The organism is Nocardioides sp. WJ219 (assembly GCF_058559815.1).
Genome location: NZ_JBZUJV010000013.1, coordinates 53,991 through 73,682, shown reverse-complemented (window position 1 = coordinate 73,682; position 19,692 = coordinate 53,991). Strand labels below are relative to the sequence as shown.

The window sequence follows — 19,692 nt, the reverse complement described above, 5'->3', positions numbered from 1 at the left end:
CAGCCAGCGTAGGCAGCGGCGTCGGCACCCGGCTCCGGCGCTTGCCGCGGGCAGCGGCCGCGACCTATTCTGGACACATGTCCAGTCAGGTGTTCAAGTCGTCGCGCTCCGGGTTGCGCAGCCGCCAGGCCGAGACCCTGACCAAGCTGCTGGTGGCCGGCGACGAGGAGCTGCGGGCCGTCGGGCACGAGGCTCTCACGGTCCGCACCGTGGCCGCACGCGCGGGGGTCTCGCCGGCGACGGCGTACACCTACCTGGCGTCGAAGAACCATCTCTTCGCCGAGCTCTTCCTCGGCTACCTGACCGACGACGACGCCTTCGAGCCCACCGGCCGCACGCCCACCGCCCGGGTGCAGAGCGTGACCCGCCGGATGGCCGAGCGGCTCGCCGCCGCACCCGCGCTCGCGGCCGCGGTCACCCCGGCCCTGCTGAGCTCCGACCCCGACGTCGAGCAGCTGCGGGTGCGGATCGGAGCGGTGTTCGTGCGTCGGTTCGACGAGGCGCTCGCGGCGCGCAGCACGCCCGCGCTGCTGGACGCACTCACCCTGGCGTTCTCCGGTGCCCTGCTGCAGGCCGGGATGGGCGTGCTCACCTACGCCGAGCTGGGCGACCGGCTCGACACGGTCGTCGCGACGATCCTGCGCGGCAACACGTGAGCGGCAGGTACGACCGCCCCGCGCGCCGGCCCGCCGTCGTCACCGGCGCCTCGTCCGGCATCGGTGCGGCGACCGCGCTGACCCTGGCCGCGGCCGGCCACCCGGTGGCGCTCGGCGCCCGCCGGGTCGACCGGCTCGACGACCTCGCCGCCTCCATCCGCGAGAGCGGCGGCGAGGTCGTCGTCCGACCCCTCGACGTCACCGACCCCGACTCCGTCACGGCGTTCGCCGCCGGGGTCACCGCCGTGCTGGGCGTCGTCGAGACCGTCGTCTCCAACGCCGGCGCCGTCGCCCCGGGCACGATCCACGAGGTCGACAGCGACCGGTTCGCGAGCGAGGTCGACCTCGCGATCACCGGCGCCCACCGGCTGGTGCGCGCGTTCGTGCCCGCCATGGTCGGGCGCCGCCGCGGCGACGTGGTCTTCGTGTCGTCCGACGTCGCGGTGCGCGCGCGGCCGTTCATGTCGGCGTACGCCGCGGGCAAGTGGGGCCTGGAGGGCATGGTGCACGCGATGCAGATGGAGCTGGAGGGCACCGGCGTCCGCGCCTCGATCGTGCGTCCCGGGCCGACCTGGAGCGAGATGGGCGCCGACTGGAACGTCGACGAGGCGGCGTCCGTGCTGACGCACTGGGAGCGGTTCGGGTTGGCCCGGCACCCGCACTTCCTGAAGCCGCAGGCGCTCGCCGACGCCATCGCCTACGTCGTCGACTCACCGCGCGGCGTCCACGTCAACCTCATCGAGGTCAACCCCGAGGCGCCGGTCCCGTGACCGTCGTCGCACGGCTTCCCGCCGGGACTATCCCGCCGCCAGCGCCGTCGTCGCCGGCGACACCGACGGGACCACCGGGGCCACCTTCTGGCCGGCCCGGAGGAAGGCGCCGGTGCGCTCGGTGCCGAGGAGGTCGGTGGGGATGCCGTCCTCGACGACGACGCGGCCGGAGACCATCACCAGCGGGACGGCGGCGTCGTTGCGGTTGACCATGCGGGACAGCCCGTCGTACTGGTCGACCGGCGACTCGTGGTAGCCGTCGAGGCGGTCGTCGAGGGCCGCGGGGTCGACGACGACCAGGTCGGCGCGGTCGCCCTCGCGCAGGTGGCCGGCGTCGAGGCCGTACCAGTCGGCGAGCTCGCCGGTGAGGCGGTGCACGGCCTGCTCGACGGAGAGGAACGGCGTGCCGGCGACCTCGGCGTCGTGCACGTGGCGCAGCAGGCGCAGGCCGAAGTTGTAGAAGGCCATGTTGCGCAGGTGGGCGCCGGCGTCGGAGAACCCCATCTGCACGTGGGGGCTCTGCGCCATCTTCCGCAGCACCGCGGGGCGGTGGTTGCTGATCGTGGTGCGCCAGCGGACGTCGGTGCCGTGCTCGAGCACGAGGTCGAGGAAGGCGTCGACGGGGTGGCTCGACCCACCGGCGGCTCCCCGCTCCAGGCCGACCTGACCGAACGACTTCCCGATCATCGACGCGTCGGGGCACGCCACGATCTCGGCGTCGAAGAGGTCGCGGTGCCACACCCGCGGGCCGTACTTGCTCTCGTAGTCCTTGCGGAACCAGGCGCGGTAGACCGGATCGCGGAGCAGGTCGTCGCGGGCGATCTTCTCGTTCAGGTGCAGCGCCGCGGCGCCGGAGCCGAACTCCTCGAAGATGACCAGGTCGATGCCGTCGGCGTAGACCTCGAACGGCACCGGCAGGTGCTGCCACCGGAAGTCGGCGCCGGCACGGTTGACGGCGCCGGCCAGGCCGTTCATCAGGTGGATGACGAACGGGATCGCCTTGATGTCGGCGGCCGAGAGCAGGCTGGTCTTGAGCGGCTTGCGCCCCAGCCCGATGGAGCCGAGCGCCTGGGTGACGATCGTGTGCGGGTGGCTCGCGTCGGGCCCGGCCTGCAGGGCGCGACCGCGGCGCCGCAGGATGCCGTTGAGCCGCCGCATCTCCCTGCCCCTGGCGTACGTCGACGGCAGCGTGCGGGACCGGCAGGTGTCGCCGTCGAGCTTGTCGAAGAGCAGCTGCTGGGCCGACATCCCGACGAACCCGGCATCGAGGGCGTCGGTGAGCAGCTGCTCCATCCGCGCCTGCTCGGCCGCGGTCGGGCGGACCTCGGGACGGGTCGCGCGGTCGAGCCCCATGGTCGCCGTGCGGATGTCGGAGTGACCCAGGAACGCCGCCAGGTGCGGGCCCAGCGGCAGCCGCTCGAGGGCGGCGACGTACTCGGTGGGGGTCGACCAGTCCTGGTGCTTCTCGACCGCGGCGATGACGTGCTGGCGCGGGATCGCCTCCACGCGGCCGAAGAGGTCGCCGGCGTCGACGCCGCCCACGTGCACCGTCGACAGCGAGCACGACCCGAGCAGGATCGTGGTCATGCCGTGGCGCACCGACTCGGACAGGCCCGGGCCCTCCAGCACCTCGACGTCGTAGTGGGTGTGGATGTCGACCATGCCCGGCATCACCCAGCGGCCCTCGGCGTCGACGACGCGGGTGTCGGGTCCCGGCTCGAGCGGCTCGGTCGAGACGGCGACGACGACCCCGCCGCGGACGCCGAGTTGCCGCACCGCGGACGGTGCGCCGGTCCCGTCGAACCAGCGGCCGCCGCGGATGATGGTGTCGTAGGTCACCGACCCATTGGAGCCGGTGTCCTGACACCCGTCAAGACAGGTGTCCGGTCCCGGTGGTGGCCGCACAGCGACGACCAGAGGTGCCGCGCGCGGCGGCCGGCCCCGCCTGGACAGCGTCGCGACACCGACCTCTGGTCGTCGTCGTGCGGGAGGCACTCACGCCGCGCGGCCGGGCCGTCCGCCCGCCAGGAGCTCGGCGAGGGCCACCGCCTCGAGGAGCACCTCGCGCACCTCGTCCGGGTGGCACATGACGTCCTCGTAGGTGAACCGCAGGACCATCCACCCGCCGACGACCACCCGGTTGTAGCGGCGGCAGTCGCGCGAGGGCAGCACGGCTGCCGTGCCACTCGAAGGAGTCGGCCTCCGGGAGGGTGCGCAAGCACTGCAGCAGCGTGACGCCGGGCGCGGTCACCCCGTCGACGACGTCGGCAGGTCCGAGGTCGATCCAGTGCACGTGGGCCAGCCTCGCCCGCGCGCCGGGCCTGCGCCCGCGCCGCACGGCGACGTGGCGCTTCCGGGGCACCATCTTGACGCCCCAGCCGTGGCGCAGGGCCGCACTGGTCAGGGACAGCGCGCCGCCGAGCCGGGCCGCGATCCGGACGGCCTCGTCGGCCTCGGGCAGGGCGTAGACGCCGCGGGCGTCCCGCACCACCTCGCCGGCCGCGACCGCTGCGTCGAGGTCCGACCGGGTCACGACCGAGGTCAGTGCCCCGTAGCGCGCGACGCCGCCCATCTACAGGCGCGCCGTCAGGCGAAGGTCCGGTCGAGGAAGGCCACCTGGTGCCGCACCACCGCGTCGTGGCAGGGCTTGCCGGCGTACACGTCGAAGTGGTCGCCGGGGTAGTGGCGCACCAGGGCCCGCGCGGCGAAGGCCGCCTTGGCCGCGGCGTGCGGGGGAGCGCTGCGGTCGAAGTCGGTGATCTGCACGAGGGTGGGGGCGGTCACCTTCGAGGCCACCCTGGCCGGACGGTGCCGGCCGAGCTCGAGGCCGACGGCGGCGTCGACCTCGTTGACCCAGGTGGGTCCGGCGATGGCCTGGTAGTCCTCGAGGCAGCCGTCGAGCGTGAGCGCGCCGAGCTCGCCGGGGCGGGCGACGACCGGCATCATCCGCGGCCCGCGCACCCGGCTGCCCACCCGGCTGCGCAGCCCGAGCGCGGTACTGCGCGCGATCGACGCCAGCGAGTGGTGCTGCAGGGCCAGCCGTCCGGCGGCGAGGCCGTCGACGAGCGGGGTCAGCGACACGACGGCGGCGACGTCGTCGCGGCCGGCGGCGACCGCGAGCACGTGCCCGCCGGCGAGGGAGACGCCCCACAGCACCACGCGGGCGGGGTCGACGCCCGCCAGCTTGCGGGCGGCGTCGACCGCCGCGCGGTAGTCGGCCTGCTGGGCGCTCATCGACACGGTCTGCCGCGGGGTGCCCCCGGAGGCGCCGAACCCGCGGTAGTCGAAGGCGAGCACGTGGTAGCCAGCGGCGGCGAGCGGCTCGGCGAACGCGGCGAGCCCGGAGTCCTTGGTGCCGGCCAGCCCGTGCGCCATCACGACGACCGGACGGTCGGGGGCACCCGGGAAGTGCCAGGCGTCGAGGGTGTCGCCGCCGGAGAGGAAGGTGACGGTGGTCGGGCTCATGCGCGGTCTCCGTAGATGCTGCGCAGCCAGATCGACACGACCGTGTCGACCAGCTGCTCGTGGGTGAGGTCGCCGCCGAGCGCGAGCCGCTCGAGCATCCGGTCGTTGAGCTCGAGGAGCACCGAGGCCAGCGCGGCGGCGCCGGCCTCGTCGAGGTCGGGGCGCTCGGCCGCGACGACCGCCGCGACCGTCGGCACGAACGAGGTGCGGTCGGCGTCCCACATCTCGCGGACGGCGGTGCTGGAGGCCCGGGCGTCGAGCATCGCCCGGAACAGGTGCTGGTGGCGGTCCCACGCCCCGAACAGCGCACGCACCATCGCCTCCACCCGCGCGGCCGGCGGGCCGTCGCCGGCGGTGAGGAGGGCGGCGGCGGCCATCGAGTCGTCGTACAGCTGCTCCATCAGGGCGGCGGTCGCGAGCGCCTTGTTCTCGAAGTAGAAGTAGAACGCCGAGCGCGTGACGCCGGCGCGCCGCGAGATGTCGGCGATGGTGATCGACTCCAGGCTCGACTCCTGGAGCTCGAGGTCGAGCGCCTCGAGCAGCGCCGTACGGCGCTCGTCGCCCTTGGTCATCGGCGTGCCCGGGCCAGACCCGCGGGGATCTCCTTGGCCCGCAGGTCGTGCTCGTAGACGAAGTAGTCGAGCTGCTGGGTGTGGCGTGGCCGGTCGAGCACGTGGCCGGTGAACTTCTGCTGGTCGGAGTCGATCACCCGCTCCATCTCCTCGGGGTCCGGCGGCACGTAGGCCCCGACGGCGTACGCCGCCAGCAGCCGGGCCTGCGCCTCGACGAACGGGAACAGCGTCGGCGTCGCCTGGGCGAACCCCATGAACACCAGGTCGTCCGTGCCGGGCTTGAACATCCGCTTGAACAGGCGGATGCGGTTGCCGGGCGCGCTGACCCGCTCGGGGTCGAAGAACGGGAACGTGATGTTGTAGCCGGTGGCGTAGACGATCACGTCGAACTCGCTCGACGTGCCGTCCTCGAAGTGCACGGTGCGGCCGTCGAGCCGCGCGATGTCGCCCTTCGGCGTGATGTCGCCCGAGCCGAGCCGCAGCGGCAGCTCGACCGACTGCGTGGGGTGGGCCTCGAAGAACTTGTGGTTGGCCGGGGGCAGGCCGTAGAGCTCGGGGTTGGACCCGGTCATGAACTGCATCTTCTGGATCACCCAGCGCTGCCAGTGCAGCGGGACGTGCGGCGAGGTGACGAAGTACTTGTCGGCCGGCAGGCCGTAGACGTACTTGGGCACGATCCACGCGCTGCTGCGGGTGGAGAGCGTGACCTCGTTCTGCAGCGACTTGCTGGACAGCTCGACCGAGATGTCGGCGGCGCTGTTGCCGAGCCCGACGACCAGGATGCGCTTGCCGCTGAGCGCGAGCGGCGTCTGGGGGTCGATGTAGTGGTGGGAGTGGATCGCCTCGCCGGTGAACTCCCCGGGGAACTCGGCGGTCCGCGGGTCCCAGTGGTGGCCGTTGGCGACCACGAGCAGGTCGAAGCGGCGTACGTCGCCGCGCTGGTCGGTGATCGCCCAGCCGCCGCCGTCCGCCGCCGGGATCTTGGCCGCGTGCTGCACGCCGTTCTCGAACTCGATGTGCTGACGCAGCCCGAAGGCGTCGCAGTAGGAGTCGAGGTAGGCCTTGATCTGGGTGTGGTGCGGGAAGTCGGGGTAGTCGGCCGGCATCGGGAAGTCCTTGAACGACAGCCGGTGCTTGGAGGTGTCGATGTGCAGCGAGCGGTAGGCGCTGCTGTGGCCGTTGGGGTTGCCGAACGCCCAGTTGCCCCCGACCCGGTCGGAGGTCTCGAAGACGGTGAACGGGACGCCGTAGTCGGCGAGCATCTTGGCCGAGGTGAGGCCGCTGATGCCGGCGCCGATGACGGCGACGGTGGGGGGAGTGGCTGTGGTCCAGGTCACGCCGCGGACCCTACGCCGAATTTGACACGCGTCAACCCGTGCGGGCGGTCGCTAGCCTGGGTCGGTGCGGTGCGGCTACTTCGAGGCGGGTCTGTGCCGTTCCTGCACCCACCTGCTGATGCCGTACGGCGACCAGCTCGCCGCCAAGGCCGCCCACGCCCGCGCCGCGCTCGCCGACCGGCCCGACCTCGCCTGGCTGCCGCCCGTCGCCAGCGCCGAGGCAGGCTTCCGCAACAAGGCCAAGATGGTCGTCGGCGGCACGGTCGAGGCGCCGACGCTGGGGATCCTCGACACCGACGGCCGGGGCGTCGACCTGCGTGGCTGCGCCCTCTACTCCCCGCGGATGCACGCCGTGCTGCCGGCGCTCGCGCGGCTGGTCACCGCCGCCCGCCTCACGCCGTACGACGTCCCGACCCGGCGCGGTGAGCTCAAGCACCTGCTGGTCACCGAGTCGCCGGCGGGCGAGCTGCTCGTGCGCTGGGTGCTGCGCACGACCGAGGGCCTGCCCCGGCTGCGCAAGCACCTGCCCGCGCTGCTCGCCGAGCATCCCGAGGTGGTCGTGGTCAGCGCCAACCTCCAGCCCGAGCACAAGGCGGTGCTCGAGGGCGCCGACGAGGTGCTGCTCACCGAGCAGGCGACGCTGCGGGTCGACGTCGGCGGGGTCGGGCTGCACCTGGGCCCGCGCAGCTTCTTCCAGACCAACACCGCGGTCGCGGCTGCGCTCTACGGCCAGGCGCGGACGTGGGCCGACCGGGTGGCGCCCGCCAGCGTGCTCGACCTCTACTGCGGCGTCGGCGGGTTCGCGCTGCACCTCGCCGCGCCCGGACGCCGGGTGCACGGCGTCGAGGTGAGCGAGCAGGCCGTGGCGAGCGCGCGGACGACGGCCGCCGAGCTCGGCCTCGAGGCCACCTTCGCCGTCGGCGACGCCACCGCCGTCGGGGCCCTCGACGCCGACCTCGTCGTCGTCAACCCGCCCCGGCGCGGGCTCGGCCCCGAGCTGTGCGCGGCCCTGGACGCGTCGTCCGCGACGACGCTGGTCTACTCCAGCTGCCACGTCGGGTCGCTGGCCCGCGACCTCGCCGCCCTGCCGTCGTGGGTCCCGCGCGAGGCGCGGGTGCTCGACATGTTCCCGCACACCGACCACTACGAGGTGGCGGTGCTGCTCGGACGTCAGGTCCCGCAGTAGGTCGTGTAGTGGCCGGCCCCCTCGGGGGCGGGCTCGGCGTAGCCGGCCAGGTCGGGCCGGTCGCCGTACGGGGTCGTGACGGCCTGCAGCAGCGGCCCGAGCAGCGCGAGGTCGCCGGCGTCGGCGGCGTCCAGGGCCTCCTGGACCCGGTGGTTGCGGGGGATCCGCACCGGGTTGGTGCGCCGCACCAGCTCGACGTCGGGCCCGAGCGCCTGCCACCGCTGGTGCCAGTCGTCGAAGGCGGCGAGGTCGAGCACGTGGTCGCGCGCGGTGCCCCCGGCCAGGGCCACCAGGAACGACGTGAGGTCGGCCCGGGCTGCCTGCAGGAGCTGCTGGAGGTCGGCCACCACCTGCTCGGCCGCCGGGTCGTCGGCTGCCGCCCCGGACAGGCCCAGCTTGGTGCGCCAGCCGGCGCCCTGGGCGCGGGCCCACTGCTCGCGGAACCCACCGAGCGCCTCGGTGACCATCTCGATCGCCCGGTCCTGGTCGTCGTCGACCAGGGGCAGCAGTGCCTCGGCGAGCCGCGCGAGGTTCCACTCCGCCACCGGCGGCTGGTTGCCGAAGGCGTAGCGACCGCCCTCGTCGATCGAGCTGAAGACGGTCGAGAGGTCGTAGGCGTCGAGGAACGCGCAGGGTCCGTAGTCGATGGTCTCGCCCGAGATCGTCATGTTGTCGGTGTTCATCACGCCGTGCACGAAGCCGACCAGCATCCAGCGCGAGACCAGCTCGGCCTGCGCCGCGACCACGGACTCGAACAGCGCCAGCGCCGGGACGTCGGCCTGCGCGGCGTGCGGGTGGTGCCGGGCGATCGCGTGGTCGGTGAGGCGGCGCAGCAGGTCGGCCCCCGGCTCCTGGGCGTGCAGCGCGCGGGCGTACTGGAAGCTGCCGACCCGCAGGTGGCTCGACGCGACCCGGGACAGCACGGCGCCGGGCAGCGGCACCTCGCGCTGGACCGTGCGGCCGGTCGCGACGACGGCGAGCGACCGGGTGGTGGGGATGCCGAGCGCGTGCATGGCCTCGCTGACGACGTACTCGCGCAGCATCGGGCCGACCACCGCACGGCCGTCGCCCCCGCGGGCGAACGGCGTCCGGCCCGAGCCCTTCAGGTGCAGGTCGCGCAGCCCGCCGTCGGTGTCGGTGAGCTCGCCGAGCAGCAGGGCTCGGCCGTCACCGAGCCGCGGGCTGTAGCCCCCGAACTGGTGGCCGGCGTAGGCCTGGGCCACCGGCTCGGCTCCCTCGGGCACGAGGTTGCCGACCAGGAACCGGACGCCGTCGTCGCTGCGCAGCCAGTCGGGGTCGAGGCCGAGCTCGGCGGCGAGCGGCTCGTTGAGCACCAGCAGGCGGGGGTCGGGCGCCTCCTCGGCCTGGCGCGGGAGGGCGAGCTCGGGCAGCGCGTCGGCGAACCGGTGGTCGAGGATGACAGGGGTGCCCATGGGTTCGAGGCTACGGACCGGCCGGGTGCGTCGGAGGCCTCGAGCCTGCGCACATCGGTGACCCACGGTGGTCGAGGAAGACGCGCTAGCGCCTGTCTCGAGACCACCGCCACCGGTTCCGCCGCTGGCGCACCTGCGCCACCAGGTCGCGGGCAGCCGTCTCCCACGTGGGGTGCGCGAAGACGAAGCCGGCGTCGAGCAGGCGCCCCGGCACCACCCGGCGGCTCTTGAGCAGGAGCTCGGTGTCGGTGCGCAGGGCCCACGCGCCGATCTCGGCCATCGACCTCGTCGCCGGCAGGCCGGGTCGCCGGCCCCAGGCCCGGCGCAGGACCCGCATCAGGTCCTGCTGCGGGAGCGGTCCGGGCGAGGCGAGGTTGACCGGTCCGTCGAGGTCGTCGCGCTCGACCAGGAACAGCACGGCGCGCACGAGGTCGTCGGCGTGGATCCACGAGACGTGCTGCCGACCGCCGGCGACGGGGCCGCCGAGGCCGAGCCGGGCGAGCCACAGCAGGTAGTCGAGGACGCCGCCGCGGTCGGGGCTCATCACCATGGCCGTGCGCAGCGCTACCCGACGCGTGTGTGGCAGGTCGGCCTCGGCCTGGGCGGCCTCCCAGTGCCGGGCGATCCGCACGCTGTACTCCCAGTACGACGGCACGTCCGGCTCGTCGCCACCGAGCACCCCGCTCGCCTCGTCGTGTGCGGGCCCGCCGGGTCCCGGGCTGTGGGCGTAGATGGTGGCGGTGCTCATCTGCAGCCACACCCGCGGGGGCCGCTCGGCCCGCGACAGCGCCTCGCCGACGGCCCGGGTCGACTCGACGCGGGAATCCATCATCTGGCGGAGGTTGGCCTCGGTGTAGCGGCAGCTCACGCTCCGGCCGGCGAGGTTGACCACCACGTCGGCACCCTCGAGCTCCTGCGCCCACGGGCCGAGGGTGCGGCCGTCCCACGCGACGTACCGGACGCCGGCCGTCGCAGCCTGGGGTCGCCTGCTGAGCACCACCACCTCGTGCCCGTGGGCCACGAGCGCGCGGCTGAGCACGCATCCGACCTGGCCGGTCCCACCGGGCAGCACCACCTTCACCGGACCAGGATAGGACACTTTTTGAACATGTTCAAAGTTCGGGTGTGCGACGGGATGGCTCGTTGTGACCAGGACGGACGCCCCGAACGGTCACATTTCGTCACATGCCCTAGAGGGCAGAGGCCTGCGGGGCCTACGGTGGGCGGAGCGCGTCGATCCCCCCACCGACGCCCGGAGAGGCACGGAGCCAGCGTGAGCCAGAGTCCAGTCGAGGCCGCCCCCGTACGCCGACGGGGCAGGACGGTCACCGACTACCGGGCCGCAGCCGCTCCCACTCCGTTGCCGCCGCGCGAGCGCCACCTGGCCCGCCGGTTCAGCCACGGCATCACGCCCGAGCTGGTCGCCGACGTCCGCCGGGCCGGCGGTGCGCGCACGTGGTTCGAGAAGCAGCTCGAGCCGTCGCGGGTGGCCGATCCCGCCGGCACCGCCATCGACGGCTGGTACCCCTCGGTGCGCCAGGCCCCGGCGCGGATCTTCCAGAACCAGGTCGACGAGGTGCAGGGCTCCTGGGAGGTCGCGGTCGACCTCAGCCGGTGGACCGTCGCCCGGCGCATCCACAGCAAGCGCCAGGTGCACGAGGTGATGACCGACTTCTGGTCCAACCTGCTCAACGTCGCGCTCTTCCACGACGACGCGGTGTTCTGGCGGATGGACTACGACCGGGTGATCCGCCGCCACGCGCTGAGCAGCTTCGACCTGCTGCTGCGCGCCGCGACCACCCACCCCGCGATGGGCCTCTTCCTCGACAACGCCGTCTCCACCAAGGAGGCGCCCAACGAGAACCTCGGGCGCGAGCTGCTCGAGCTGCACACCGTGGGCGTCGACGGCGGCTACACCGAGGCCGACGTCAAGGCCTCGGCGCGGATGCTCACCGGCTACCGCGTCGACCTGTGGTGGCCGGAGTTCCGGGCGTTCTACAGCCCCGAGGACCACGACCGGTCGCCGGTCCGGGTGCTCGGCTTCCGGCACGCCAACAGCGCCGCCGACGGCCGGGCCGCGACCGCGGCGTACCTCACCTACCTGGCCAACCACCCCAAGACCGCCCAGCGGCTGGCGCGGCGGCTGTGCGTCAAGTTCGTCTCCGACAACCCGTCGCCGCGGATCGTCAAGGCGGTCGCGACGGCGTACCTGCGGAACAAGACGGCCATCAAGCCGACCCTGCGGGCGATGGTCGACCACCCCGACTTCGACGCCGCGCCGATGAGCAAGGTGCGGATGCCGATGGAGGACTACATCGCCTCGGTCCGCGCGCTCGGCATCAAGCTGCAGCGCCCCAGCTCCGACGACTCCTTCGCCCGGGCCTACTACTGGCAGTACTCCAGCAACGGCCAGGCGCCGTACGAGTGGCCCGCGCCCAACGGCTACCCCGAGGTGGGCGCCGCGTGGGCCGGTGCGGGCCGGGTGCTGACCAGCTTCGGGCACCACCAGGACCTCGCCGCCCGCTGGTGGCCCACCGCACAGGCCTCCTTCCCCGCCGAGGCCTCGCTGCTGCCGCCGATGCCGGCGACCCTGCAGGAGGTGATCGACCACGTCGGCCTGCGGATGCTCGGCCAGAAGCCCGGTGCCCAGGTCAGCATCGGCATCGCGCAGCTGCTCGGGATGAGTCGCTCCAGACGGCTGTCGCGCAGCGACGTGCTGGACGACTATTGGCTCCTGCGCCGCATCCAGGCGTCCCTGCTCGACTCCCCGATCCACCTGCACCGCTGAGGACCCCCTGATGAATCCCCCCACCTCCGCCTGCGGCTGCCCCGACTACCGGCTCAGCCGGCGCCGGATGCTCGGCACCTCGATGGCCGGCGGCGGCCTGCTCGCCGCCGGACAGCTGTTCGGCGACGCCTTCCGGCAGGTCGCGTACGGCGCCGAGCCCGGCGGCAACGTCGTGGTCGTGCTCAGCCTGCGCGGCGGCGCCGACGGCCTGTCGATCGTGGTGCCGCGCGGTGACGACCACGACCGGCTGGCGGCGTACCGCCGCGGGATCGTGGTGCCCGAGTCCACCCTCCTCGGCGCCGACCCGCGCTTCGGCCTGCACCCGGCGCTGTCGCCGCTGCTGCCGATGTGGGACGGCGGCCGGATGGGCGCCGTGCACGCCGTCGGCCTGCCGGCACCCAACCGCAGCCACTTCGACGCCATGGAGGAGGTCGAGGACGCCGACCCCGGCTCCTCGGCGCGGGTCGGCTGGATCAACCGGGTGATCGGCCTCGACGCGCTCCGCGGCGGACCGGAGACCGCGGTCTCGCTCGGCGGCACGCTGCTGCCGACGTCGATGGTCGGCCCGGCCGCCTCGCTCGGCGCCTACCAGGTCAGCGACTTCGGCGTCGCTGACCTCGGTGCCTCCGGCGCGCTGCGGCGCGCCTCCCTGGCCACGATGTGGAAGCGCACCGGCGGCCCGCTCGGCGGCGGTGTGCGGGTGGCGGTCGGCTCGGCGCAGAAGTTCGCGCCGCTGGTCGACGGCGCGGAGTCCAAGGTCCACGTCGACAGCTATCCCGCCGGCCCCCTGCAGGGCGTGCTGGCCAACACCGCCGCGCTGATCCGCGAGGACCTCGGCACCTCGATGGTCGCCATCGACTACGGCGACTGGGACATGCACGAGGGCCTCGGCGAGGTCGACGGCGGCTGGATGTACGACCACCTCACCCACTTCGCCCAGGCGCTCGCGGCGTTCTTCACCGACCTCGGGACCGACGCGTCGCGGGTCACCGTCGTCACCATCAGCGAGTTCGGCCGCCGTGTCGAGGAGAACGGCAGCGGCGGCGTCGACCACGGGTACGGCAACGCGATGATGCTGCTCGGTGCCGGCGTCGACGGCGGCGCCGTCCGCGGCCAGTGGCCAGGCCTCGCGGCCGCCGACCTCGAGGACGGCGACCTCGCGATGCGCCACGACTTCCGCGACGTGCTGTGGGAGGTGCTCGCCCAGCGCTTCCCGGCGATCTCGGGGCAGCGCGCCACGGTGTTCCCCGGCCTGGCGCCGACGGCGGCGCTGGGGGTCATGGCCTGACGGGTGTGACGTCCGGGGCGTGCCGGGCGGGGGCGAGGTCTCACCGGTGGACCGGGGAGCTCTGAACCTCCCGGGCAAGGCATCGCCTGTCGCTGGTGCCCACCCCGGCGGACGGCGTTCGGCCGCCGTCAGCGGGGTACCTGGGGACATGAGCGACTACGACCCCGACGACCAGGTCAACCTCCACGGGTTCACCGGCAGCATGGCTGTCTACACCGTCGCCTGCGGCGCCCTGGTCGCGCTGGCCCGTGGCGGCGCCGCCGACCGGCTGCCCGAGCGGTTCGAGGCCGTCGACCTGGTGCTCGGCGGCGTGGCGACCCACAAGTTCACCCGGCTGCTGTCCAAGGGCGCCGTGACCAGCCCCGTGCGCGCCCCGTTCACCACCTTCGAGGGTCCGGCCGGGTCCTCCGAGCACGACGAGACCCCGCGCGACGGCTCCGGCGTGCGCCACACGATCGGCGAGCTGCTCACCTGCCCGTTCTGCCTGGGCGTCTGGGTCGGCACGGCGTACGTCGCCGCGCTGGCGTTCGCGCCACGGGCGGCCCGCGCCTGGGCCGCGCTGGGCACCGTCACGGCCGCGGCCGACTTCCTCCAGCACGGGTACGCGCGGGTCCGCACCGACTAGCGCGTCCACCCACGCACGAGGCCCGCGCCCACACGAGGACGCGCGCGGGTACCGCCCCTCCGGGTGATTTTTCATCTTCGCGTAACCTGCCGTTCGAGACCTGGTACGCGAGGTGCCCGGTGGGCTCGCTGGAGGACCCTGATCGTGGCGACCGAGTGTGGTGCGTGCGGGTGACCGCCACGCTCGAACCAGGACGGCAGCGGGAGCAGCCGGTCACCAGGCCGGCGGCGCGCTGGGTCGCGGTCGGCGCCTGGGTGGTGGCGTTCCTCGCCTGGTCGTCCCGCTTCGGGATCCCGGCCGACGCCTGGTCCTGGCTCGCCACCCTGTGGCTGCTGACCATCGCCTGGAACGTGGAGGCCCCGTGGCGCCACCACCTCCGGTTCCTCCGGGACTGGTCGGTGCCGGCCCTGCTGCTCGCGATCTACTTCTACAGCCGCGGGTTCATCGACGAGTTCGACGTCGACGTCCACTGGACGATGCCGGTCGACGTCGACCGGTGGCTGTTCGGCGGCGAGCTGCCGACCACGACCCTCCAGCAGGCCTGGTGCGGCGACCCGTGCCGCTGGGACGGGCCGGCGCGCTGGTACGACGTCGTGCTCGCCGTCGTCTACGCCACCCACTTCATCGTGGGCCTGACCCTGGCGGTGGTGCTGTGGGCGCGCAACCGCGCCGAGTGGCTGGTGTGGATGCGCCGCTACATCGGCCTCAACTTCGCCGGGCTCGTCATCTACATCGCCTACCCGATGGCGCCGCCGTGGCTGGCCTCCGACAAGGGCTACGTCGAGGAGCTGCCGCGGCTCACGGGGCGGGGATGGTCCGAGCTCGGTGTCGAGCGGGTCAACGTGCTGCTCAACGGCGTCGGCAACCCGGTCGCGGCGATGCCCTCCCTGCACGCCGGCACCGCGTTCCTGGTGGCGATGTACGGGATCTGGCGGCTCCGCTCGCAGTGGCGCTGGGTGCTGCTCGTCTACCCGCTGACCATGTGCGTCGGCCTGGTCTACTTCGCCGAGCACTACGTGATCGACGAGATCGCCGGCGCCGCGCTCGCCGGGGCGGTGATGCTGGTCGCCGCGGCCTGGGAGCGGCGACGTCCCGGCCCCGCGGCCGACGAGGCGATCGAGCCGGCCAGGGAGACCGTGGACGCTGGCGACCGCGGCGAGACGCACGGGCCCAGGGCCGACGCTCCCTAGTCCGGGCGCTGGTCCGGCGGCGGCTCGGCCGGTCGGACGGCGGCGGCGTTCGCCCGCCGGGTGCGCCACGCCTTCTTGGCCGCACGGCTGCGACGCCGGCGGGCCCGCTCGGCCTCGAGCAGCCGCAGCTCGAGCGCGCGCTCCCGGCGCCTGACCGCGTTGTCGGCCCGGCGCCGCTCGGCCTCGAGCACCGCCTCGGAGCGGACCGGCCAGTGGTAGGGCAGGTCGTCGGGCACGTCGGGGAAGAGCGGCCGGTAGTGGTCGGGCTCCTTGCGCACCAGCGACGACCGGTGGCTGAGGTGGACGGCGTCGTCGCCGAGCCAGCCGGGCAGGGCGCCGGCGGCCGCGAGCTCGGCCTGCGTGCGCAGCGTGGTCACCCCCGCCTCGGCCAGGTCGGCCGCGATGGTCGCGGCGCACGTGTCGCCGTAGCCGCGCTCGGTCCACGCGGCGCAGCAGACCAGGCCGTAGCGGCCCAGCGCCTCCTCGTGGCCCTTCCACATCAGCACCGCGGGGTGGTGGGCCCAGCCGTAGCCCGGCCGGGTCAGGGCGCGCACCACCTGGATCGTCTCGACCCGCTGCTTGCCCAACCGCGAGGTGTCCAGGACGCGCGCCGAGCGCTCGAAGTCGGGGTAGGGCAGGAAGGTCTGCACCTCGTCGCCCGCTAGGCGAGCTCTTGGAGCACGGCCGGCACCTGCGCCGGAAGCTCGCGCGCCAGGTAGCCGAGCGTGCCGATCGAGGCGGCCAACCGCTCCCCGCACCGCGCGTGGACGTACGCCGCCCACACCGCCGCCTGCGCCGGGTCGGCCCCCCGCGCGAGCAGCCCGGCCAGCACGCCGGCCTGCACGTCGCCGGACCCCGACGCCGCCAGACCGGGGCCACCGCCCTCGACCACCCACACGTCGCCGTCGGGCGTGACCACGTGCTTCACGGTGCCGCCGCAGAGCACGACGACGTGGCTCCGGGCCGCGACCCGGGTCGCCACGCCGACCGGGTCGTCGGCCACCTCGTCCGCCGACACGTGGGCGGTGTGGGCGAGCTCGGTGGGGTTCACGGTGAGCACCGCGCGCCCGTCCAGGTGGTGCAGGCCCTCCGGCCGCTCGGTGAGGTACGCCGACCCGAGCGCGTCGAGCACCACCGTCGCGTCGTACCCGGGCAGGACCCGGTCGAGCAGGTCGACGGCGTGCTCGGGGTCGACGAACCCGGTCCCGGCGAGCAGCACGTCGAACGACGCGGCGTGCTCGGCGGTGGTGGGCGCGGCCTCGGCGTCGATGTTGCCGGCGTCGTCGGTGCCCAGCGGCACCATCCCGGCCTCGGGCATCAGCGAGGCGAGCCCGGACACGACCGTCTCCACGGTGGCCAGCGAGACCTTGCCGGCACCGGCGCGCAGCGACGCCTCGCCGGCCAGCCGGACCGCGCCGGGGGAGCGCTCCGACCCGCCCAGCACGAGCAGCCGACCGCTGCCGTCCTTGTCGCTGCCGGGTCCGGGCAGCGGCCAGTCGCGCAGCAGGGCCGGGGTGACGACCCGTGGCCCAGCCGACCCAGCCGACCCAGCCGACCCAGCCGACTCAGCCGACATGGTCGCCGCGCCCGCCCTGGGGCGCCTCGTGGGTCGTGTCGACGTCGAGCCGGTCGACCGCCGTGGTGTCGGCGAACCTCTCCAGCTCGAGGTAGGCGCCCGAGCGCCGGAAGGTGGTGACCGAGGCGTTCGGGATCCGCACCCGCTTGTCGAGGTCGAGGACGTCGCTCTCCTCGAGCCCCTCGAGGACGTAGCGGAAGGTCATGATCACCGCCTGGTGGCTGAACAGCCACACCCGCTCGCCGTCGTGCCCGTACCGCAGGTCGTGCAGGAACCCGCGCACGCGCTGGGCGACGTCGGCCCAGCTCTCCCCGCACGGCGGCTGGTAGTAGAACTTCCCGAGCCGTTCCCGGCGGGCGGCCTCCTCGGGGTGCCGGGCCCGGATGCCGGTGCCGGTGAGCCCGTCGAGGACGCCGAGGTCGCGCTCGCGCAGCCGCTCGTCGTGGTCGACCGCGAGGTCGAGGTCGTCGAGGGCCAGCGCCGCGGTCTCGGCGGCGCGGCGGTACGGCGAGGCCACCACGACCGTGGGCAGGTCCGGCGCCCCGTCACCGTCGCGGTCGGTCAGCCACCGCGCGACGGCTCGCGCCTGGTCGCGGCCGGTGTCCGAGAGCTGCACGTCGGCGTCCCGCTCGTGCAGGTCGAGCTCCTCGGCCCCGGCGTCGCGTGCCGCCGTGTCGGCCTGGTTGCCCATGCTCTCCCCGTGCCGCACGAGCACCAGCTCGGCCGGTCCGGCGTCCCACCTCGGTCGCATCCCGTCTCCTCACGTGTGTCGCGGGGCGGTACCCCGGGGGCCGGCGACGATGCAGGACCCGGGGCACTGCTCTGGGTCCCTGGTCTACCAGCACCGGGCCGGCGGCCGGTCCACGGTCGGCTAGCGTCGCAGGATGAGCGCCGTCGAGCTGGAGGCCTGTCCCAAGCGGATGACGTTCGGCCCCTGCGGCGGTGTGCGCGACGACGGCGGCTGCGAGATGGTGCCGCACCCGTGCCCGTTCGCCCGCCGCGACGCCGTCGTGCCGTGGGACGGGCCGGTCGTCCCCGGCCGCACCGACCCGCCGCCCTCGCTGCTGCTCGCCGCCCTGGCGGCCGGTCGAGCCGTGCTCACCGACCTGTCGCTCCCGCCGTACGACGCCGGCGCGCTGCCCGGGCTGGTCGGCGCGATGGCCGGTTCCTGCGACGCGCTCCTGGTCGGCGAGCACCAGAACCGTCCGGACTACCCGCCGACCCTGATGGCCCGCCTGGTCCGGGACGCCGGTGGCGTGCCGTGGGTGACGCTGGCGTGCCGCGACCGCAACCGCCTGGTCCTCGAGCAGGAGCTGGCCGGGCTCGGGCACGCCGGGGTCGACGGCGTGCTGTGCGTGACCGGCGACGGCAGCGCCCCCGGCGTGCGGCCGGGCATCACCCAGGTCTTCGACCTCGACGGCACCCAGCTGGCGGCCCTGGCCGCCGAGCGCGGCCACACGGTCGCGGTGCCCGAGTCGCCCGACGCGGTCCCGCAGGCCCTGCGCCCGGCCCGGCTGGTGCAGAAGCAGCGGGCGGGGGCCCACGTCGCGGTCCTCAACCACGTGGGGGAGCCGTCGCGGGTGGCGGCGTTCGTGGGCCGGGCGCGCGCCGAGGGACTCACGATCCCGGTGGTCGCCGGCGTCACGGTCTACACCGACGAGACCTCGGCGCGGGCGCTGCAGCGGTTCCCGGGGCTGCACCTCGACGATGCGCGGGTCGAGCGGGTACTGGCTGCCCGGGACGTGCGCGCGGCCGGGATCGAGGCGGCCGTCGAGGAGGCCCGCGAGCTGCTGGCGATCGACGGGGTGGCGGGTGTGAACCTGTCGGGGCGTGGCGGCTCCGGCAGCGAGGCCGACGGGGCCGAGGTCAAGGCCGAGGTGGGACACCGGATCAGGGAGGCGGCGTAGATGACGACGAGTGACGAGGCCATGGTCGAGGAGTTCGACACGGTGGCGGCGTGGACCGCCGACGCGGTGGTCGAGCTCGGCGACGACCACGCCCTGCCCGCGGCCTGCCGTGGCAGCGGCAGCCCGGCCGCACTGGAGTGGCTGATGACCCGGCTCGACCTGCGGCCCGGCAGCCGCCTGCTCGACAGCGGCGCCGGCGTCGGCGGACCCGCCGCGCAGGCGGCCCGCACCCACGAGGTGCTCCCCACGCTCGTCGAGCCGATGGAGGGGGCCTGCCGGGCCGCCGCCCGGCTCTTCGGTCTCCCCGTCGTGGTGGGTGACGGCGCCGCGCTGCCGGTCCCCGACGCGTCGTACGACGCCGCCTGGTCGCTCGGCGTGCTCTGCACGGTCGAGGACAAGGAGCGCCACCTCACCGAGCTCGCGCGCGTCGTCGGCCCCGGGGGAGCGGTGGGGCTGCTGGTCTTCGTCCGGACCGTCGACGACCTGCCCGACCAGCCCGAGGGCAACTCGTTCCCCGACCGCGCCGAGCTCGGCGAGCACCTGCGCCGCAGCGGTCTCGAGGTCATCGACGAGGCCCTCGTCGACGACCTCCCGCCCACCCCCGACGACTGGGTGCGGGCCGCCGCCGAGGTCGACGACGTCATCGAGCGCGACCACGGCGACGAGGAGGGCTACCAGGTCGCCCAGCGCCAGTCGAAGCAGATCGGGCGCCTGCTCTCCGACGGCCTCGTCGTCGGCACCCTGCTCGCCGGCCGCGTGCGCTGACCCCTCGGCGTACGACGGCCGGTCGCCGACGGTGCGTCGTACGACGGCCGACACTCACGGTGGTTGAGGAGGTTGCGCTAGCAACCGTCTCGAAACCACCCAAGGATGCGCACCTCGGGGTCTCGACTCGGGCT

General features: G+C 74.2%; 19 protein-coding genes. 9 read left to right on the top strand and 10 right to left on the bottom strand.

The window, feature by feature from the left end; translation table 11 throughout:
- Positions 1-77 precede the first annotated feature (77 nt).
- Positions 78-656, top strand: coding sequence for a TetR/AcrR family transcriptional regulator (locus AC4MBH_RS22650; protein ID WP_491797674.1), 579 nt, complete (start codon positions 78-80; stop codon positions 654-656).
- On the top strand, positions 653-1,426 hold the full coding sequence (locus AC4MBH_RS22645; protein ID WP_491797673.1) for an SDR family oxidoreductase: 774 nt from the start codon (positions 653-655) through the stop codon (positions 1,424-1,426). Before AC4MBH_RS22650 ends, AC4MBH_RS22645 begins: the two co-directional genes overlap by 4 nt.
- 27 nt (positions 1,427-1,453) lie before the next feature.
- Here AC4MBH_RS22645 and AC4MBH_RS22640 read toward each other — a convergent pair whose 3' ends face one another.
- The 5 genes from AC4MBH_RS22640 to AC4MBH_RS22620 all read right to left on the bottom strand — a co-directional run bounded on the left by AC4MBH_RS22640 (position 1,454) and on the right by AC4MBH_RS22620 (position 6,800).
- Complete coding sequence (locus AC4MBH_RS22640) at positions 1,454-3,265, bottom strand: N-acyl-D-amino-acid deacylase family protein (protein ID WP_491797672.1); 1,812 nt, start codon at positions 3,263-3,265, stop codon at positions 1,454-1,456.
- Positions 3,266-3,421: 156 nt separating this feature from the next.
- A complete protein-coding gene (locus AC4MBH_RS22635; RefSeq protein ID WP_491797671.1) occupies positions 3,422-3,598 on the bottom strand; it encodes a putative endonuclease domain-containing protein in 177 nt (58 codons plus the stop codon).
- A gap of 414 nt (positions 3,599-4,012) precedes the next feature.
- Positions 4,013-4,891, bottom strand: a complete 879-nt coding sequence (locus AC4MBH_RS22630; protein ID WP_491797670.1) for an alpha/beta hydrolase — start codon at positions 4,889-4,891, stop codon at positions 4,013-4,015.
- The gene (locus AC4MBH_RS22625; protein WP_491797669.1) at positions 4,888-5,463 is read right to left on the bottom strand and encodes a TetR/AcrR family transcriptional regulator; all 576 of its coding nucleotides are present in this window, start codon (positions 5,461-5,463) and stop codon (positions 4,888-4,890) included. Before AC4MBH_RS22625 ends, AC4MBH_RS22630 begins: the two co-directional genes overlap by 4 nt.
- The gene (locus tag AC4MBH_RS22620; protein ID WP_491797668.1) at positions 5,460-6,800 is read right to left on the bottom strand and encodes a flavin-containing monooxygenase; all 1,341 of its coding nucleotides are present in this window, start codon (positions 6,798-6,800) and stop codon (positions 5,460-5,462) included. Before AC4MBH_RS22620 ends, AC4MBH_RS22625 begins: the two co-directional genes overlap by 4 nt.
- A gap of 64 nt (positions 6,801-6,864) precedes the next feature.
- Between AC4MBH_RS22620 and rlmC the strand changes: the two genes are divergently transcribed.
- On the top strand, positions 6,865-7,986 hold the full coding sequence (rlmC, locus tag AC4MBH_RS22615) for a 23S rRNA (uracil(747)-C(5))-methyltransferase RlmC (RefSeq protein ID WP_491797667.1): 1,122 nt from the start codon (positions 6,865-6,867) through the stop codon (positions 7,984-7,986).
- On the opposite strand, the gene AC4MBH_RS22610 is transcribed toward rlmC, so the two are convergent.
- Both AC4MBH_RS22610 and AC4MBH_RS22605 read right to left on the bottom strand, forming a co-directional pair.
- The gene (locus AC4MBH_RS22610) at positions 7,971-9,419 is read right to left on the bottom strand and encodes a protein adenylyltransferase SelO (RefSeq protein ID WP_491797666.1); all 1,449 of its coding nucleotides are present in this window, start codon (positions 9,417-9,419) and stop codon (positions 7,971-7,973) included. The genes rlmC and AC4MBH_RS22610 overlap by 16 nt on opposite strands.
- An 85-nt stretch (positions 9,420-9,504) precedes the next feature.
- Complete coding sequence (locus tag AC4MBH_RS22605; RefSeq protein ID WP_491797665.1) at positions 9,505-10,500, bottom strand: TIGR01777 family oxidoreductase; 996 nt, start codon at positions 10,498-10,500, stop codon at positions 9,505-9,507.
- A gap of 192 nt (positions 10,501-10,692) precedes the next feature.
- Here AC4MBH_RS22605 and AC4MBH_RS22600 point away from each other — a divergent pair, with 192 nt between their 5' ends.
- The 4 genes from AC4MBH_RS22600 to AC4MBH_RS22585 all read left to right on the top strand — a co-directional run bounded on the left by AC4MBH_RS22600 (position 10,693) and on the right by AC4MBH_RS22585 (position 15,310).
- The gene (locus AC4MBH_RS22600) at positions 10,693-12,207 is read left to right on the top strand and encodes a DUF1800 domain-containing protein (RefSeq protein WP_491797664.1); all 1,515 of its coding nucleotides are present in this window, start codon (positions 10,693-10,695) and stop codon (positions 12,205-12,207) included.
- A 10-nt stretch (positions 12,208-12,217) separates the two neighbouring features.
- On the top strand, positions 12,218-13,495 hold the full coding sequence (locus tag AC4MBH_RS22595; RefSeq protein ID WP_491797663.1) for a DUF1501 domain-containing protein: 1,278 nt from the start codon (positions 12,218-12,220) through the stop codon (positions 13,493-13,495).
- A 148-nt stretch (positions 13,496-13,643) separates the two neighbouring features.
- Positions 13,644-14,120, top strand: coding sequence for a DUF1360 domain-containing protein (locus AC4MBH_RS22590; RefSeq protein WP_491797662.1), 477 nt, complete (start codon positions 13,644-13,646; stop codon positions 14,118-14,120).
- Between the two features lie 170 nt (positions 14,121-14,290).
- Positions 14,291-15,310, top strand: coding sequence for a phosphatase PAP2 family protein (locus AC4MBH_RS22585; protein ID WP_491797661.1), 1,020 nt, complete (start codon positions 14,291-14,293; stop codon positions 15,308-15,310).
- Here the strand turns inward: AC4MBH_RS22585 and AC4MBH_RS22580 are convergent.
- From AC4MBH_RS22580 to AC4MBH_RS22570, 3 genes are read right to left on the bottom strand one after another with little or no spacing between them, the layout of a single operon-like run.
- Positions 15,307-15,960 carry an MSMEG_6728 family protein gene (locus tag AC4MBH_RS22580; protein ID WP_491797660.1) on the bottom strand — a complete coding sequence of 218 codons (654 nt, stop codon included), beginning with the start codon at positions 15,958-15,960 and terminating at the stop codon, positions 15,307-15,309. The two genes, AC4MBH_RS22585 and AC4MBH_RS22580, sit on opposite strands and share 4 nt — an antisense overlap.
- A gap of 11 nt (positions 15,961-15,971) precedes the next feature.
- A complete protein-coding gene (locus AC4MBH_RS22575; protein WP_491797659.1) occupies positions 15,972-16,886 on the bottom strand; it encodes an NAD(P)H-hydrate dehydratase in 915 nt (304 codons plus the stop codon).
- Entirely contained in the window at positions 16,876-17,637 is a 762-nt protein-coding gene (locus AC4MBH_RS22570; protein WP_491797658.1) for a histidine phosphatase family protein, read from the bottom strand. Before AC4MBH_RS22570 ends, AC4MBH_RS22575 begins: the two co-directional genes overlap by 11 nt.
- Before the next feature lie 133 nt (positions 17,638-17,770).
- On the opposite strand from AC4MBH_RS22570, the gene AC4MBH_RS22565 reads away from it, so the two are divergent.
- Positions 17,771-18,793 (top strand): methylenetetrahydrofolate reductase, encoded by a 1,023-nt coding sequence (locus AC4MBH_RS22565; protein WP_491797657.1) that lies wholly within the window; start codon positions 17,771-17,773, stop codon positions 18,791-18,793.
- On the top strand, positions 18,794-19,558 hold the full coding sequence (locus AC4MBH_RS22560; protein ID WP_491797656.1) for a class I SAM-dependent methyltransferase: 765 nt from the start codon (positions 18,794-18,796) through the stop codon (positions 19,556-19,558).
- Positions 19,559-19,692: the final 134 nt, after the last annotated feature.

Excerpts from the sequence above, each read along its gene's own strand:
- AC4MBH_RS22650 (WP_491797674.1), top strand. The coding sequence starts at position 78 with ATGTCCAGTCAGGTGTTCAAGTCGTCGCGCTCCGGGTTGCGCAGCCGC.
- AC4MBH_RS22630 (WP_491797670.1), bottom strand. The coding sequence starts at position 4,891 with ATGAGCCCGACCACCGTCACCTTCCTCTCCGGCGGCGACACCCTCGAC.
- AC4MBH_RS22625 (WP_491797669.1), bottom strand. The coding sequence starts at position 5,463 with ATGACCAAGGGCGACGAGCGCCGTACGGCGCTGCTCGAGGCGCTCGAC.
- AC4MBH_RS22610 (WP_491797666.1), bottom strand. The coding sequence starts at position 9,419 with ATGGGCACCCCTGTCATCCTCGACCACCGGTTCGCCGACGCGCTGCCC.
- AC4MBH_RS22595 (WP_491797663.1), top strand. The coding sequence starts at position 12,218 with ATGAATCCCCCCACCTCCGCCTGCGGCTGCCCCGACTACCGGCTCAGC.
- AC4MBH_RS22590 (WP_491797662.1), top strand. The coding sequence starts at position 13,644 with ATGAGCGACTACGACCCCGACGACCAGGTCAACCTCCACGGGTTCACC.
- AC4MBH_RS22575 (WP_491797659.1), bottom strand. The coding sequence starts at position 16,886 with ATGTCGGCTGAGTCGGCTGGGTCGGCTGGGTCGGCTGGGTCGGCTGGG.
- AC4MBH_RS22570 (WP_491797658.1), bottom strand. The coding sequence starts at position 17,637 with ATGCGACCGAGGTGGGACGCCGGACCGGCCGAGCTGGTGCTCGTGCGG.
- AC4MBH_RS22565 (WP_491797657.1), top strand. The coding sequence starts at position 17,771 with ATGAGCGCCGTCGAGCTGGAGGCCTGTCCCAAGCGGATGACGTTCGGC.
- AC4MBH_RS22560 (WP_491797656.1), top strand. The coding sequence starts at position 18,794 with ATGACGACGAGTGACGAGGCCATGGTCGAGGAGTTCGACACGGTGGCG.